Below are 15,474 nucleotides of genomic sequence, written 5' to 3'. Positions count from 1 at the left end.
AATAAAAGATATTTTAAGGAAGGAGACTGATGATAGAAATAGATAGTGATATTATAGAATACATCAACAGAGTATCCCTTATGGATGATGATATACTCAAAGATATCAAAGGACAGATAAATGGATACTCGCCCATTATAAGGCCTGGTGTTGATCGCTTTATATGTTTTATGCTCGAGCTTAAAAGACCAAAAAGAATACTGGAGATTGGTGCTTTCGTTGGATATTCATCAATACTCATGGCAAGTTACGCTCCATGGGCTGAGGTTACATCCATAGAGGTGAATGAGAAAAATTTTGTAAGTGCCAGAGCCAATGTGGAAAAGAGTGGGTTAAAAAATATAAGACTGATTTATGGGGATGCACTTGATGTGCTTCGATTCTTAAATGAAAAATATGACTTTGTCTTTATTGATGCCTCCAAGGGGCACTACAATGAGTATCTTGACCTCTGTCTTGACCTGATAAGTAAGGATGGCATCATCATTGCTGACAATGTCCTTTTTGGAGGTCGTATAGTAAAAGAGGGGCCTGTGCCACATAAACACAGGACTATTGTGATGCGGATGCGGCAGTTTATAGACAGGATTATGAATGACAGGCAGCTATCCTCATGTATAATTCCGCTGGGAGACGGTCTGGCCGTAATAAGATACAAAGGGAGAGCGACAGATGAGAGATATTGAACTTTTAGCGCCAGCAGGAGACCTGGAAAGACTTAAGGCAGCCATATACTATGGGGCTGATGCTGTATACATAGGTGGAAAGAGGTATGGCCTTAGAGCCGGCACCAACAATTTTACAATAGATGAGATTAAAGAGGGTGTAAGGTATGCCCACGCCAGGGGGAAGAGGGTGTACCTTACTCTCAATATAATACCTCACAATGAAGACCTTGTAGGTCTCGATGAATATATAGCAGCTACACATGATTTGGGTATAGATGCCTATATAGTCTCGGATCCCGGCATATTTACACTTGTTAAAAAGGTCGCACCGAAGGCTGAAATCCACATAAGCACACAGGCCAACAACACCAACTGGATGAGTGCACTATTCTGGCATAATATGGGAGCAAAAAGGGTGGTCCTGGCAAGAGAGTTGTCTATTTCAGAGATTAAAGAGATAAGGAGAAATGTGCCGGATACTTTAGAACTGGAGGCGTTTGTCCATGGAGCAATGTGTATTTCATATTCTGGGCGCTGCCTTTTAAGCAATTTTCTAACGGGGAGAGATGCAAACAAAGGCGAGTGTACCCACCCATGCAGGTGGAAATACTATCTTGTGGAAGAAAAAAGGCAGGGTGAGTATTTTCCAGTATTTGAGGACGATAGGGGAAGCTATATAATGAACTCTAAAGACCTTTGCATGATAGAACATCTGCCGGAACTTATTGATGCAGGTGTTTCCAGCTTAAAAATTGAGGGCAGGAGCAAGGGTATCTATTATGTGGCTGTCACAGTAAATGCTTATAGAAAGGCACTGAACAGCTATATGAAAGACCTGGAAAGCTACAGATTTGATAAGAGTCTGCTGGAAGAGTTGAGTGAGGCCAGTACCAGAGATTTTACAACAGGTTTTTACTTTGGAAGGCCAGGCCCTGAAGAGCATAACTATAACAAGGATATTTGCAGGACAAGCCATGACTTTATTGGTATCATCAGAGGGTATGACAGAGATAAAAAGTTGATAAAGGTAGAACAGCGGAATAGGTTGTTTGCCAATGAGGAGGTAGAAGTGCTTACTCCACATGGGGTATACCCATTTAATACTGGGACGCTGTATGATGCGGATTTTAATGAGATTGACTGTGCCCCCCATGCTCAGCAAACAGTATGGATGAAGTCGGAAAAGGAGTTTGCTGAATTTGACGTATTAAGGAGAAAAAGAGTATAAAAATACCCCGATCGGAAACAATATGAGTAAGATCCGAGAGGGGGTTATTTTTATGCCTGTAAGGATACGTATTTTAAGAGGCTTTATGCTGGTTGGATTTGCTTTTTTGGTTTCACGACTTTTATATATTCAGGTGTTCAGAGGGCAACAATACAGAGAAATGGCTGAGAAACAGATGACTGAAGAGGTGATATTAAAGCCTCAACGTGGTTCCATTCTGGACAGAAACGGCAGGTCTTTTACGGATATTCAGGATGCAGACCTACTTGTAATGGTACCGGCCCAGATAAAAGATAAAGACCTGGCTGCAGGTATAGTATCAAAACTCTGCAGTATGGATCAGGATGAGGTGGCAACACATATAAATGATAAGGGATCTAATATACTTACATATTATATAAAGGATGTGGAACTTTTCAGTCTGATTAAGGATTCACTACCTCATGGGATTTACACATACCATGACACATTAAGATATGCGAAAAATGGCCTGGCCAGGCACTTGATCGGTTATCTGGACGGAGATGGCCAAGGCATGATGGGCATAGAAAAAGACTATAATCAAGACCTAAAGGACGCGGGTAGTACATCTATACGTATATACACAGACAGGACAAAGAGGATACTTCCAGGTATGAAGGCAGAGTTTGTCAATAAGATCAATAAGCCGAGGTTAAATGTAAAGACGACGCTGGATTATAATATACAAAGACTCGTTGAGGAAACAATGGATAAATATCAGGCGAAGGGAGCAGTAGTCGTATTAGATCCAAAAACGGGTGATATCCTGGCAATGGCAAGTAGGCCACAGTTTGACCAGAACAATGTAAGCGAAAGCCTGGAAAGTGACGATGCTCCTTTTATAAACCGGGCGTTAATTGGATATCCGCCTGGTTCTGTCTTTAAAACAATAGTTGCCGCAGCCGCTATAGAAGAAAATAAAGTAGAGGATAATGAAACATTTAACTGTACAGGCAGTATAAATGTTAATGGTACTGTATACAGGTGCTTTGAAAGAGAGGGTCATGGAGAAATAGACTTTAAGAACGCCTATGCAGAGTCATGTAATGTGGTCTTTATACAGATAGGTATGAGGATTGGAGGGGAAAATATACTGGAAATGGCTAAAAGGTTTGGTCTTGGCCAACCAGAGTCTATAGGCATATCTGTTAACCAGAGCATAAACCTGCCACAGAGGGAAGAAACGGTAGGAACGGGGATAGGAAATATCTCTTTAGGGCAGGGGAGTCTGTTGGTATCCCCATTGCAGGTGGCTGATATAACATCAACCATAGCCAATGACGGGTACAGGAATAAGCCAAAGTTAATAGATTCCATAGTGGACGATGATGGCAAAATACTGCGTAGCGTTGGAATTACCGATGGTTACAGGGTTATAGATGAAAATACAGCGAGAAAGATACAGGAAATGATGAGGCTTGTAGTATCAAACGGTACAGGCAAGAAAGCAGATGTCGGAGGTATGGTGGCCGGGAAAACAGGTACAGCAGAATTTAACAAGGGGAAAGGTATATCTCATTCATGGTTCACGGGTTTTTTCCCCTATTACAGTCCACACTATGCAATGACAGTGGTGGTAGAGGGCGGTGGTGTAGGAGGAGGTAAGGCTGCCGAGATATTCCATGATATTGCGGACTATATTATAAAAATAAACGAATAATAATTATTAGACATGCACAAATCCCTGGCTGGACACATAAAATTTTATTATCCAGTCAGGGGGTGTATCCTCGTTGATACCATTTGGGCTTTTCAGCATATTACCTTTATTTTTGATATCCTATGCTTCGGGCTATATTACCAATAATAACTCATTTCCAAAAGTGCTATCTGCAGAGGAAGAAAAACAATATCTTGAAAAAATGGAGAATGGTGATGAAGAAGCAAGAAATATACTTATAGAAAGAAACCTGCGTCTTGTGGCTCATGTAGTAAAAAAATATTCTGCCAACAATAAAGATATAGACGACCTCATATCAATCGGAACCATTGGACTGATAAAGGCTATAAACACCTATGACGAATCGAAAGGCACGAGACTTGCCACATATGCAGCACGATGTATAGATAATGAAATACTTATGGCTATAAGGTCAAACAAAAAGACTAAAAACGAGGTATATCTGCAGGACCCCATAGGAGTAGACAAAGAAGGCAATGAAATATCACTTATGGATGTACTGGGTACAGATGGTAATGAGATTGATGACAAGGTTGAAGAGAAAATGCAAATAAAAAAACTTTATGAAAAGCTTAACAAATGCCTTAAAGGAAGGGAAAAGCAGATAATAGAGCTCCGATACGGCCTTAATAATTGCGCCAGCAAGACGCAAATGGAGATAGCAAAGATGCTTGGTATATCCAGGTCATATGTTTCCAGAATAGAAAAGAAAGCTCTGATGAAACTATCAAAGGAATTGAGCAATTAGTTTCAGGGGCTTTCTTTTTTGATATAATATTAAGAGGGAGGGATATGATGATACTTTTTCCTGATGCGTACATAGATTCTATAGATGAGCTTGATATATGGCAATTAAAAGATAGGGGGATTAGAGCTCTTATAATAGATATAGACAATACCATTATAGAGTGGAATGTGACGGTACCAGACGAAAGGGCAAGAAGGGTTATAAATGAAGCAAAAGCGGCAGGCTTAAAGGTTTGTCTGCTTTCAAATGGGACAAGGAAGAGAGTGATAGATTTTGCCAATGCCCTGAATGTACCATATGTATACAATGCCGGTAAACCGCGAAAGAGTCCATATAGAAAAGCCTTAAGACTCTTGGGTGTCAAACCTGAAGAGGTTGCAGCCATAGGAGACCAGATATTTACTGATGTTTTGGGTGGTAACAGACTAGGGATGTATACCATACTGGTAAAACCAATTTCAACCAAGGAGGCGAAGTGGACAAGATTCATGAGAAAATTTGAGGGAATTGTACTGGACAGGTACAATAGACGGACATGAGAAAATTTTTTAGTAAGATAGTTAATAAATAAAGGATAATTCCAATTTATGTCGAATACATGCATATAATAGGACTAATTTCCCAAAAGGAGAAGCCATGATTAAACGAAAGCTTGGAGATATATTGCTTTTTGCTGGACTCATTACGCAAGATCAACTTAATAAAGCATTGGAAGAACAGAAAAAGACAGGGGAGAGATTAGGTGAGGTATTGACTCGCCTTAAATATGTAACCCCTGAGCAGATAATAGAGGTTCTTGAGTTTCAGTTGGGTATACCTCATGTTGAGCTCTCTCGTTTTTATATAGATCCTGATATACCAAGGCTCATATCGGAAAATTTAGCAAGAAGGCATAAACTCATACCCATAAGAAAGGATCCTGATGGCCTCTGTGTTGCTATGGCTGACCCTCTTGACATCTTTGCCATAGATGATGTCTCTATAGCTACCGGGATGAATGTAAAACCGTATATAGCTACTGAAAATGATATAGAAAAAGCCATTAACAGATATTACGGCAGACAGGAGGCTGAGAGGACAGCTCAGGATTTTAGAAAAGAGTATGGAAGCAACCATGAGGCAGTAGAGGTTTCAGAGGATGTGGTCAATGCACCTGCAGTGAGGCTTGTAAATCTCATCATAGAGCAGGGTATAGAGAGCAGGGCCAGCGATATTCATATAGAACCAACTGAGGAAGACGTCAGGATAAGATTCCGTATAGATGGGAAGCTCCACGAGATAATGAGACCTGGTAAAGACACTCTGGGGCCGATAGTTACGAGAATAAAAATAATGTCCAATCTCAATATAGCAGAGCAGAGGTTACCTCAGGACGGAAGGATAGAGACCGTAGTGAACGGTAAGAAACTGGATATAAGGGTGTCCATATTGCCGACAATCAATGGCGAAAAAGCGGTACTAAGGCTTTTAGATAAACAAAATTTTTTAATTTCGAGGGATAAACTTGGTTTAACTCAGGACGAAATGAATGTATACGCATCATTTTTAAAACACCCCCATGGAATAATACTGGTTACTGGTCCTACAGGAAGCGGCAAGACCACAACTCTGTACACCATGCTTCAGGAACTGAATAATGAAGATAAAAACATAATAACAGTAGAAGACCCTGTAGAGTATACCATAGCAGGAGTAAACCAGATACAGGTAAATGAAAAGATAGGACTTGACTTTGCCAGTGTCTTAAGGTTTGTGTTAAGACAGGACCCGGATATAATAATGGTGGGAGAAATAAGGGACAGTGAAACTGCGGAGATAGCCATAAGGGCAGCGATAACTGGACATCTCGTTCTGTCTACACTGCATACCAATGACGCTGCAGGTGCTGTCACAAGGCTTATGGACATGGGGATTGAGCCATATCTCTTATCTTCATCCCTTGTTGGGGTTATTGCCCAGAGGCTTGTAAGGACCATATGTCCGAGCTGCAAGGTTTCATATGATGCGGATGAAGCAGAGAAGAGACTCTTGGGATTACCGGAAAATACCAATTTAAAGCTATATAGAGGCAGGGGGTGTGCAGCCTGCAACAAAACAGGTTACAGAGGGAGGCAGGGAATATTTGAAATGCTTCCGATAACAAAGCAAATAAAGAGACTTATAAACATGAGGGCTTCTGACGACGAGATAAAAGCGGAAGCTATGAGAGAGGGTAACCATGCCCTGAGGGACAGTGCGAGAGAGCTTGTCTTAAAGGGGGTTACAACACTGGAAGAAATGGAAAGATTAACATATGAGGACTGATGAAGAGAATATGGAGATAGAAGAACTTTTAAGGTATATGGTTGATATAGGAGCCTCTGACCTTCACCTATCTGTAGGTATTCCGCCTGTGCTGAGAGTAAATGGTCTTTTAAAAAAGATTGATCTGCCTATATTGAGGTCTGATGATACCTTAAGGTATGCAAAAGAAATACTGGATGACAGGCAGTTTGAACTTTTAGAAGAGGTGGGGGAGATAGACCTGGCGTATTCCATTACCGGTGTGGCCAGATACAGGATAAACATATTCAGGCAGCGGGGTACATATAGCTTTGCTATAAGGCTGGTATCATTGAGGATACCTTCCATAGAAGAGCTTGGCTTGCCGCCTGTGGTAGGAGACCTGGCCATGAAGTCAAGGGGACTTATTCTGGTGACCGGCCCCACGGGCAGCGGCAAATCCACCACCTTGGCTTCAATGATAGACAGGATAAACCATGAGAGGGATGCACATATAATAACCTTAGAGGACCCCATAGAGTACCTCCACAGGCATGATAAAAGCATCATAGTACAGAGAGAAGTAGGAAGCGACACCAGATCGTTTGCCAGCGGCCTCAGGGCTGCTCTGAGAGAAGACCCGGATGTGATACTCGTAGGTGAGATGAGGGACTTAGAGACCATATCTACAGCTATAACGGCAGCAGAGACGGGTCATCTTGTCATGTCCACCCTGCATACCATAGGAGCTGCAAAGACCATAGACAGGATAATAGATGTGTTTCCACCCCATCAACAGCAGCAGATAAGGATACAGCTGGCCAATGTGCTGCAGGGCATCATATCCCAGCAGCTCTTGACAACTGCAGATGAAAAGGGAAGGGTAGTGGCTGTAGAGGTAATGATAAATACCACTGCCATATCCAACCTGATAAGGGAGGATAAGACCCATCAGATTCAGTCTATTATACAGACAGGAGCAAAGTATGGCATGATATCTATGGATAGTTCCATAGCAGAACTTTATAGAAAAGGTAAAATAAGCAAAGAAGAGGCAGTTATGTATGCAATGGAGTCAGAGAGTTTAAACAGGATTTTGTCGGTAAGTAGGTGATAGTGTGCCTTCATATGAATATAGAGCCAGGGATGAAGCTGGTAAACTTATTACAGGTATATTGGAAGGTGACAGCAGTGCTTCTGTAAAGGCGAACCTGAGGGAGAAGAAACTATACCCTGTGGATATAAAGGAAAAGATTGCAAAGAATGATGTATCTCTTACCCTATTAAAGACTAAGGTGAGAGTGAGGGATATAGCTATATTTTGCAGGCAGTTTGCTGCCCTCATAAGGGCCGGTGTGTCGGTAGTGACATGCATAGATATCTTGAGAGGGCAGACAGAGAATAAGAGGCTTAGAGATACGCTCATGGAGATATATGATGATGTGCAAAAGGGTAAGACGCTTTCTGATACCATGGGCAAATATCCTGACGTCTTTCCGCCGCTTTTAACCAACATGGTGGAAGCAGGGGAGGTCAGCGGTACTTTGGATACCATAATGGATAGGATGGCTGTGCATTTTGAAAATCAGAACAGGATAAACCAGAAGATAAGGTCAGCCCTGACATACCCCATAGTTGTTGCTTGTGTGGCCTTGGGTGTTGTTATATTCCTCATAACCTTTGTGCTTCCTACATTTATAGGACTCTTTCAGTCTGCAGGAGCTGTGCTCCCACTGCCAACCAGGATACTCATAGGCTTAAACAATATACTGCGTAGCTACTGGTATATATTAATCATCGCAGGGGGAGGTATGTATGTTGCTATTCACTCTTATGCCTCGTCGAAGGAAGGGAGAAATAGGATAGACAGATTAAAGTTGAATATCCCTATCATAGGCTCATTGAACAGGAAGATAATAACTGCCAGATTTACAAGGACACTGGGCATACTCATACAAAGCGGCGTGCCGGTGCTGCGTTCTATTGAGGTGACGGATAGGGTTATAGGCAACTCTGTAGTATCAAAGGCACTCTCTGAGGTCTCTGAAGCACTCTCTAAAGGTTCTGGCCTATCAGGACCATTGAAGGCCTCGGGTATATTCCCGCCTATGGTCTACCAGATGATAGAGGTGGGGGAAAACTCAGGTACACTGGATGATATGCTACTTCGCATTGCAGACTTTTTTGACCAGGAGGTAGAGACAGGGACTACCCAGCTCACCACTATGTTAGAACCAGCCATAATACTCTTCATGGCTATAATAATAGGCTTTATAGTAATATCTATAGCACTGCCCATGTTCCAGATGATGAACTATGTAGGATATTGAGACCAGGATAAAATTAGTGTCAGAATCAGTAACTTTTCGTAGCATTATGTATCAAACTATGGTATTATGTAATTAAGATGGTACTCGTTAATAAAATACTGGTTTTCCCGTGGAGGTGGTTTATGGAACAGTACATACAAGAATAAAGGAAACAACTTTAAAAAATAATTGGGAAAGGGGTAATTGAAATGTTAAACTGGATAAGAAAGAGGATGAAAAGGAATCAGAGAGGCTTTACACTCATCGAACTCATTGTCGTCATAGCAATACTGGGAATATTAGCTGCTATAGCAATACCCAATGTGACAGGTTCAATGAACAATGCAAGAGAAAATGCTGATAAATCAAGTGCCACCATATTGGCGGAAGCCACTCAAAGAGCAATAATAGATGGGAAAATTACAGGAACGGGCAATGTAGATCTTGATGATCTATTATCATGGGGATATATTGATAAAATACCAACTCCTCAGTATAATACAAGCACAAATAAAAGTTTCATAGTCGAAGTTGTTAGTAGAAGTGGGAGCAATCCCTTAGGTGTAGAAGTGTACTATGGTACAGGTAATGGAGGAAGCACTAAAGGAGAGGAATTATATCCATAATCCAAAATATAAAAAAGCATAATAGAAAAAGGAAGAGACTAAAATATATTTGCGTTTTATGGAGTTTTATCTGCATGGAATTAGACGTTATATCAATGAGAAATTATACAGAAAGGATTACATTGTCCTATGTTATACCTCATTGTCTTTCTCCTTGGCCTGGCCATGGGGAGTTTCTTCAATGTCTGCATATACAGGCTGCCGAGGGGAGAGTCTATCATCTCTCCCCATTCCCACTGTACTTCATGCAATACTAAGCTAAAGCCCATTGACATGATACCTGTGCTGAGCTATATTTTTCTAAAGGGCAGGTGCAGATACTGTGGCTTTCATATCAGTATAAGATATCCTTTAGTAGAGCTTGCTACCGGCCTTATATATTTATTTACATTTATCTATTTTGGCTTTACATACCTGACGATTAAATACATCATCCTGTTTTCCGGACTTATTATTATATTTTTTACTGACTTGGATGTGCAGATAATACCTGATGCAGTTCTTTTAGCAGTCTTTATACCAGGAATTATTATAAGCATAATATTTAAAGAGAATTTACTCAATAACTTTATAGGACTTGCTATAGGTGGAGGCTTCCTGCTTCTGCTGGTACTTATTGTTCCTGAAGGTATGGGAATGGGTGACGTTAAACTTATGGCTGCCTGTGGGTGGTATCTAGGGGCCTGGCCGACAATACTCTCCCTCTTCTTGAGTTTTATAATTGGTGCTGTGGTTGGGCTTCTACTCATAGCATATAGGAAAAGAAACATGAAGGATGTGATAGCTTTTGGTCCGTTCTTAGCCATTGGCAGTTTTATATCAGTGTTTTACGGCAACAGTATCATAAACTTCTATTTAAATATGCTGATATAATGAGGCGCACATCTGACAACAGGGGTTTTACACTTTTCGAGCTTATATGTATTGTTGCCGTAATGGGAGTTATAATGGCCATATCCTATCCATCCATCAGCGGATATATAAATACAAAGGCCAATCTTGACATGCAAATAACAGCCCAGCAGCTCTTGTTTGACATAAGGGATGTGAGACAGAAAAATATAAGTGAGCCTGATGTGAAATACACAATTTATATCTATGATAACTCATATACCGTTAAAAGAAGCGGCACAGGTATCCCTGTGACACTAAAGACATTCACAGCCACTCAAGGGATTACATTTACTTCGAATATCAGCAAAATAAAAACTGATGGGATTTACTTTACGGCCACTGGTGCGCCAAGCAGTGCTGGCACGATATACATAAACAAGGGCAAAGATTGCTATTACATAACCATACAGCCATCGACAGGTAGGTCAGCCATAAAGAGAAAATGACCCATAAGAGGTGATATTGTGCTCAGGTGGGAGAGGGGCTTTACACTCATAGAAGTTATAGTTGCTATGGCTATACTTGCCGTGACTTCGATAGCCATATTTGGATCTATATATACCTCGCTTGATACAGATTATTCATCCACAATTATGACTGAAGAGAGTATCATTGCTCAGAATATAGTGGAGGGGATTAAATCAGGTGACATAACCGAGGCGCATATTGACGACTATCCTTTTAATGGTAGAACCTACTCGGTTGACATTACAGAAAGCGGACAGACTAATGGCGTATCAAGATATGATATTGAGGTCAATTTAAGAGATAGAAACAACAATCCCTATCTTCTCTCGTTTTATTATAAACCTGGTGTTCTTTCTGGAGAACCAGGCGGAGGCGATGACGGAGGAAATCCGGGAGGCGGAGGCAATAATGGAGGAAATCCCGGAAATGGTGGCAATAATGGGGGAGGTGAGGGTGACTTACCTGATGATGAGGATAGCCTGTGGGCTATTATAAAGAGAATAGTAGAATATCTTCTTGTTATATTGTTTATTGCCGCAGTGGTTATTTATATGGCTTTTGAATGGGGTCCAATCACTACACTAAGGAGGATAGCAATCTGCCTGAATGAACTGAATGCGGAAAATCAGTCAATTACAAGGCAGACACTTTATGATAAACTCCACAGTAAGTATGGTTTCAATCCCTCAAGATTTTTTAAATGGGTATGGGGGCTAAAATGAAAAGAAGAGATGGTTTTACGCTTATTGAGATCCTAGCTGTTGTGGCAATAATGTCTGTAGTTGCAATAGTGGCCACATCATTATTCTATACAGGATCAAATACCTATATCAAAAGCGAAAAAAGTATGGAAATAAAGCAAAATGTGAGGTCTGCTATGGAAGCCATCACAAGTGACATAAAAAGGACTGGAGATGCCTCAAAGATATATGTTAAAGATATTACACGCAGTGGAAAAACTTATAAAGCGTTGTATGTTGGTGACAATGTATACTATTACGACGACAGTAAAAAAAGTATATGCATGAATAATAATAATGGTCAGGAACTGGCCAATGAGATAGACAGTTTTACTTTTTCTATTGATGGAAGAAAAATTACAGTTATTATCACGGGAACTGATGGATTTACACTGAACAATGTGGTTTTTCTACCAAAGTAGGTGATGGAGATGTCAGATAAAAAAGGATTTGCCATGGTGTTTGTCTTGATGATAACATCGCTCCTCTTTATACTGGGCATCTCACTTCTTGGTTTATCACTTTCTGAGTATAGGATAAGCATGGCATATAGCGATATACCAAGAGCCCAATATCTTGCAGAGTCTGGGTTAAATGCCGTAAGGTATGCGTTTGAAGAAAAAAATGCGGATGGTGAATATAAAATAAAGAAAAGTATTGATATGGAAATTGGGAAAATTAAAAGAAATGGTTACAACACGGATAAAGAATGGGTTGAGGCAAAAATTAGCTCAGCCAACAAAGCAATAAAAGATTTTATAAACGGAATTCATTCACTACCATCTACAAGTGGTAGCACTATAGTAATAGATGTTACGTTCGATGATATCATAGATAAAAATAAGACAGACAATAACTATGTGGACGTATATCACGGAATATGGCCGTTTGGTTGGCTGGAGCAAAATGTACTAAAAGATGGTACGGATCACAACAATTATTATAAGTTTACAGTTCATATAGAGTCGGAAGGTATATATAAGAAAATTACACGAAATGGTACAGCGGATATTACATTTGATTTTAGCCAGACTGATCCGGATAATATAACGACTATTAATGGATGGAAAATAGAGTAGGAGGAAAGATGGATGCAGCTTAAAAATTACATGGAAGAGGTTGTGTTTGAAATGCTTGACAAGGTTATGGTGAAAATGGGTGTATGTATGTGTGATAAATGCAGGTACGATGTGGCAGCCATTGCTCTTAACAGTCTACCACCAAAATATGTGGTCACAGAAGAGGGGGAAGTCTATAGCAGAACAAATGAACTGACAACCCAGTTTGATGTTGACGTTGCCACAGCAATAACACGGGCTGCAGAGATTGTATCAAAAAATCCAAGGCATGAGGTGCGAAATGGCTAATAGAAGTAAAAAGCTTCGTGGCAAATACATTGGTATAGACATAGGGAATGACAGTGTAAAGATAGTCAGTACCCCAAGGGATATATCCAATCCCCTGTTCAGGACAATAAAGACGCCAGAAGGGGCAGTTGAGGATGGATATATTAAAAATGGTAATGCACTGCGTGAGGCCATGGCCACATGCTTTAAAGGGAAAAGCCGTTTTGGAAGTTCCAATGTTGTATTTTCTATATTGAGCTCTGCAGTGATTATAAGGGATATAGAGGTACCTGTAGTGCCACCCAAAGAGCTTCCGCCGCTTGTAAACAATATAGCTGATGAGTATATCCCCACATCGCTGGATGAGTATATTATCGATTTCAAGCAAATGGAGGTAACCGGTGAGGGAAGGGAAAAGATGCAAAAGATACTTTTGTTTGCTGCACCTTTGCCTTTGATAGACGGCTATCTCAAGTTGGCGGATAGCTTAAACCTTAGGCTATCCGCTATAGATGTTTATCAAAACTGCATTATAAAAGCTGCAGAGTACATGAGAAATTTTAATTATAAAGACTATCTTATTTTAGATGTTGGTGGAAAGAAAACCGTGGCCTCCTTCTTTTATAGCGGGCACTTTGTTTTCAGTAGGATTTTTGATTTTGGCGGTAATAACATTACACAGCTTATTTCTAATTTCCACAATATCTCTTTAGATGAGGCTGAAGACCTTAAGATAAATCATCCTTCAGAAGAAATAGGTATTGATTCATCCCTTATGTTTGAGGGTTTTGTTGGGGATCTCGCCAGATATTTGGACTATTATATTTCAAGGTACAGGACAGATGGAATAGAGAATGTGGTAATTACCGGCGGCGGTTCACGTTTTGCTCCGTTGTTAGAATATATTTCTGAGAGTCTTAACGTTGAGGTAATGCCTATAAACAATTTTTTACCCGATCCTTATGTGTTTATTTTAAATGCGTTTGGTGCTTCTATTAGAGAGGGAAAAGTATGAAGGATATAAACCTGATACCTGCAGAGTACATGAGGAAAAAGAGGAGAAGCAGAGAGCTTGCTGCCTGGGGTACATGTATTATAGTAGGGATTATATTATTGGTAGTGCTTTTGAGTTTGCCATATTACATGATATTCAGCTTAAGTTCACTGGATAAGAGCCTTGAGTCACAGGTAAAGTCCCTTGAGCCTGTACAGAAAGACATAGACACATTGACTCAGATGGAAAATGAGATAAAAGTCCATAATGATGTGGTAAGGTTGCTGAGCAAAGACAGGGTCTCGGCCTCGGGATTAATTGAGGATATAGGGGGTTGTGTACCTACAAACCTTTCCATAAAGTCGCTCACACTCAATGAGAAAAACATCTCATTGGAAGGCCTGGCCAGAGACAATAGCAGCATAGTTATTTTTGCCCTGAACCTGCGGAGTATAAAGCAGGTAAAGGATGTATCTATAAAATCCTCTACTGCAGACGAAAGCGGGTTATTAAGCTTTCATATAGAGGTAACATTAAAAGGTGGAGGCGAGACTAAATGAAGCTCACCATCAGGGAAAGAAACCTCCTTATATTTGCTGTTATATTCTGCACACTCTTGCTTTATGGTAACTATGTGCTAATTCCGCAATACAGGAAAATACAGCAACTCCAGTCCGATATTGCCCAGAAAGAAGATACCATAAGAAAGTTGCTTTCCAACTCTCCTGATGTAAAACAAAAGATAGCAAAAGCACAGATGGAAATTTCGGACATGCTTGAAGTTATACCATATACTAAGGATACTGAGTCACTTTTAAAGTCCTTGGATAGCATGATTACAGCTAGTGGACTGCAGCAGCAAAACATACAGTTCGGCGAGGAGAATAAGATTACAGAAACCGATGGAAATGATGAAGGTAAGAATATGGAGTCAAGAGCCTCTCAATACACCATAATACCTGTTACTGTGGATCTGAAAGGGAATTACAGACAGGCAATAAACATTCTTGCCCTTTTGGAAGGTTCGAAGAGACTTTTCAACTACAAAAACGTCAGGATGAATGTTGATGAAAATGGCGACATTGATATCAACCTGTCATTAGAATACTACAGCATGGGTAAAAATATGGAGGTAGATTCTGAAAAGATTGAGGGTAGTGGCAAAGAAAACCCCTTTGAGCCATTGATGAAGCCTGAAACAGCTACGCAAGATACTAATGGTGGCAAGGCACCTCAAGGCATTGATGAAACATTGAATCAGGAGTTTAAAAAATTGTTTGAGTCTATGTTTCAAAATATAATCCCAAAAAACGGTGAGGCAAATCCGCAAGCCCCTGAAAGTCAAAATATTCAGCAGAGTAAAAGCAGTGAAAACCAGGGAGTGCAGGTGCAGCAGGATATACAGAATAATCAAGGCCAATAGTGCAAGATTAAGGCAGGTTTTACCTGCTTTTTTGCTTTATGTTGTCATTGCAGGAGAAACTATGTT

The 15,474-nt window shown here is 40.4% G+C and carries 18 protein-coding genes; all 18 read left to right on the top strand.

The window, feature by feature from the left end:
* The first annotated feature begins 29 nt into the window (after positions 1-29).
* Positions 30-686 (top strand): O-methyltransferase, encoded by a 657-nt coding sequence (locus tag FWJ32_RS00900; RefSeq protein ID WP_149544094.1) that lies wholly within the window; start codon positions 30-32, stop codon positions 684-686.
* Entirely contained in the window at positions 673-1,896 is a 1,224-nt protein-coding gene (locus tag FWJ32_RS00895; RefSeq protein WP_149544093.1) for a peptidase U32 family protein, read from the top strand. The genes FWJ32_RS00900 and FWJ32_RS00895 overlap by 14 nt, the downstream gene beginning before the upstream one ends.
* 52 nt (positions 1,897-1,948) lie before the next feature.
* A complete protein-coding gene (locus tag FWJ32_RS00890) occupies positions 1,949-3,577 on the top strand; it encodes a peptidoglycan D,D-transpeptidase FtsI family protein (protein ID WP_162523450.1) in 1,629 nt (542 codons plus the stop codon).
* A 73-nt stretch (positions 3,578-3,650) separates the two neighbouring features.
* Positions 3,651-4,346, top strand: a complete 696-nt coding sequence (gene sigK / locus FWJ32_RS00885; RefSeq protein ID WP_238988750.1) for an RNA polymerase sporulation sigma factor SigK — start codon at positions 3,651-3,653, stop codon at positions 4,344-4,346.
* A gap of 47 nt (positions 4,347-4,393) precedes the next feature.
* Positions 4,394-4,885: a YqeG family HAD IIIA-type phosphatase gene (locus tag FWJ32_RS00880; RefSeq protein ID WP_162523449.1), complete on the top strand. Its 492-nt coding sequence runs from the start codon at positions 4,394-4,396 to the stop codon at positions 4,883-4,885.
* 97 nt (positions 4,886-4,982) lie between these two features.
* The gene (locus FWJ32_RS00875) at positions 4,983-6,650 is read left to right on the top strand and encodes a GspE/PulE family protein (protein WP_149544090.1); all 1,668 of its coding nucleotides are present in this window, start codon (positions 4,983-4,985) and stop codon (positions 6,648-6,650) included.
* A 10-nt stretch (positions 6,651-6,660) separates the two neighbouring features.
* The gene (locus FWJ32_RS00870; protein WP_149544255.1) at positions 6,661-7,722 is read left to right on the top strand and encodes a type IV pilus twitching motility protein PilT; all 1,062 of its coding nucleotides are present in this window, start codon (positions 6,661-6,663) and stop codon (positions 7,720-7,722) included.
* A gap of 4 nt (positions 7,723-7,726) precedes the next feature.
* Complete coding sequence (locus FWJ32_RS00865; protein WP_149544089.1) at positions 7,727-8,938, top strand: type II secretion system F family protein; 1,212 nt, start codon at positions 7,727-7,729, stop codon at positions 8,936-8,938.
* A gap of 188 nt (positions 8,939-9,126) precedes the next feature.
* Positions 9,127-9,543, top strand: a complete 417-nt coding sequence (locus FWJ32_RS13660) for a type II secretion system protein (protein WP_149544088.1) — start codon at positions 9,127-9,129, stop codon at positions 9,541-9,543.
* A gap of 129 nt (positions 9,544-9,672) precedes the next feature.
* Positions 9,673-10,416, top strand: coding sequence for a prepilin peptidase (locus tag FWJ32_RS00855; RefSeq protein ID WP_149544087.1), 744 nt, complete (start codon positions 9,673-9,675; stop codon positions 10,414-10,416).
* Positions 10,416-10,883 carry a prepilin-type N-terminal cleavage/methylation domain-containing protein gene (locus FWJ32_RS00850; RefSeq protein WP_149544086.1) on the top strand — a complete coding sequence of 156 codons (468 nt, stop codon included), beginning with the start codon at positions 10,416-10,418 and terminating at the stop codon, positions 10,881-10,883. The genes FWJ32_RS00855 and FWJ32_RS00850 overlap by 1 nt, the downstream gene beginning before the upstream one ends.
* Positions 10,884-10,901: 18 nt before the next feature.
* The gene (locus FWJ32_RS00845; protein ID WP_149544085.1) at positions 10,902-11,627 is read left to right on the top strand and encodes a type IV pilus modification PilV family protein; all 726 of its coding nucleotides are present in this window, start codon (positions 10,902-10,904) and stop codon (positions 11,625-11,627) included.
* Positions 11,624-12,067 (top strand): type II secretion system protein, encoded by a 444-nt coding sequence (locus FWJ32_RS00840; protein ID WP_162523448.1) that lies wholly within the window; start codon positions 11,624-11,626, stop codon positions 12,065-12,067. Before FWJ32_RS00845 ends, FWJ32_RS00840 begins: the two co-directional genes overlap by 4 nt.
* A 9-nt stretch (positions 12,068-12,076) precedes the next feature.
* On the top strand, positions 12,077-12,724 hold the full coding sequence (locus FWJ32_RS00835) for a PilX N-terminal domain-containing pilus assembly protein (RefSeq protein ID WP_149544083.1): 648 nt from the start codon (positions 12,077-12,079) through the stop codon (positions 12,722-12,724).
* A gap of 12 nt (positions 12,725-12,736) precedes the next feature.
* Positions 12,737-13,012 (top strand): late competence development ComFB family protein, encoded by a 276-nt coding sequence (locus FWJ32_RS00830; protein WP_149544082.1) that lies wholly within the window; start codon positions 12,737-12,739, stop codon positions 13,010-13,012.
* On the top strand, positions 13,005-14,006 hold the full coding sequence (gene pilM, locus FWJ32_RS00825; protein ID WP_162523447.1) for a pilus assembly protein PilM: 1,002 nt from the start codon (positions 13,005-13,007) through the stop codon (positions 14,004-14,006). The genes FWJ32_RS00830 and pilM overlap by 8 nt, the downstream gene beginning before the upstream one ends.
* Positions 14,003-14,545, top strand: coding sequence for a PilN domain-containing protein (locus FWJ32_RS00820; RefSeq protein ID WP_149544080.1), 543 nt, complete (start codon positions 14,003-14,005; stop codon positions 14,543-14,545). The genes pilM and FWJ32_RS00820 overlap by 4 nt, the downstream gene beginning before the upstream one ends.
* Positions 14,542-15,408, top strand: a complete 867-nt coding sequence (locus FWJ32_RS00815; protein WP_149544079.1) for a type IV pilus inner membrane component PilO — start codon at positions 14,542-14,544, stop codon at positions 15,406-15,408. The genes FWJ32_RS00820 and FWJ32_RS00815 overlap by 4 nt, the downstream gene beginning before the upstream one ends.
* Positions 15,409-15,474 lie beyond the last annotated feature (66 nt).

Source organism: Calorimonas adulescens (assembly GCF_008274215.1).
Taxonomy (GTDB): domain Bacteria; phylum Bacillota; class Thermoanaerobacteria; order Thermoanaerobacterales; family UBA4877; genus Calorimonas; species Calorimonas adulescens.
The sequence above is the reverse complement of the archived record's forward strand: the minus strand, read 5'-3'. Positions and strand labels throughout refer to the sequence as shown.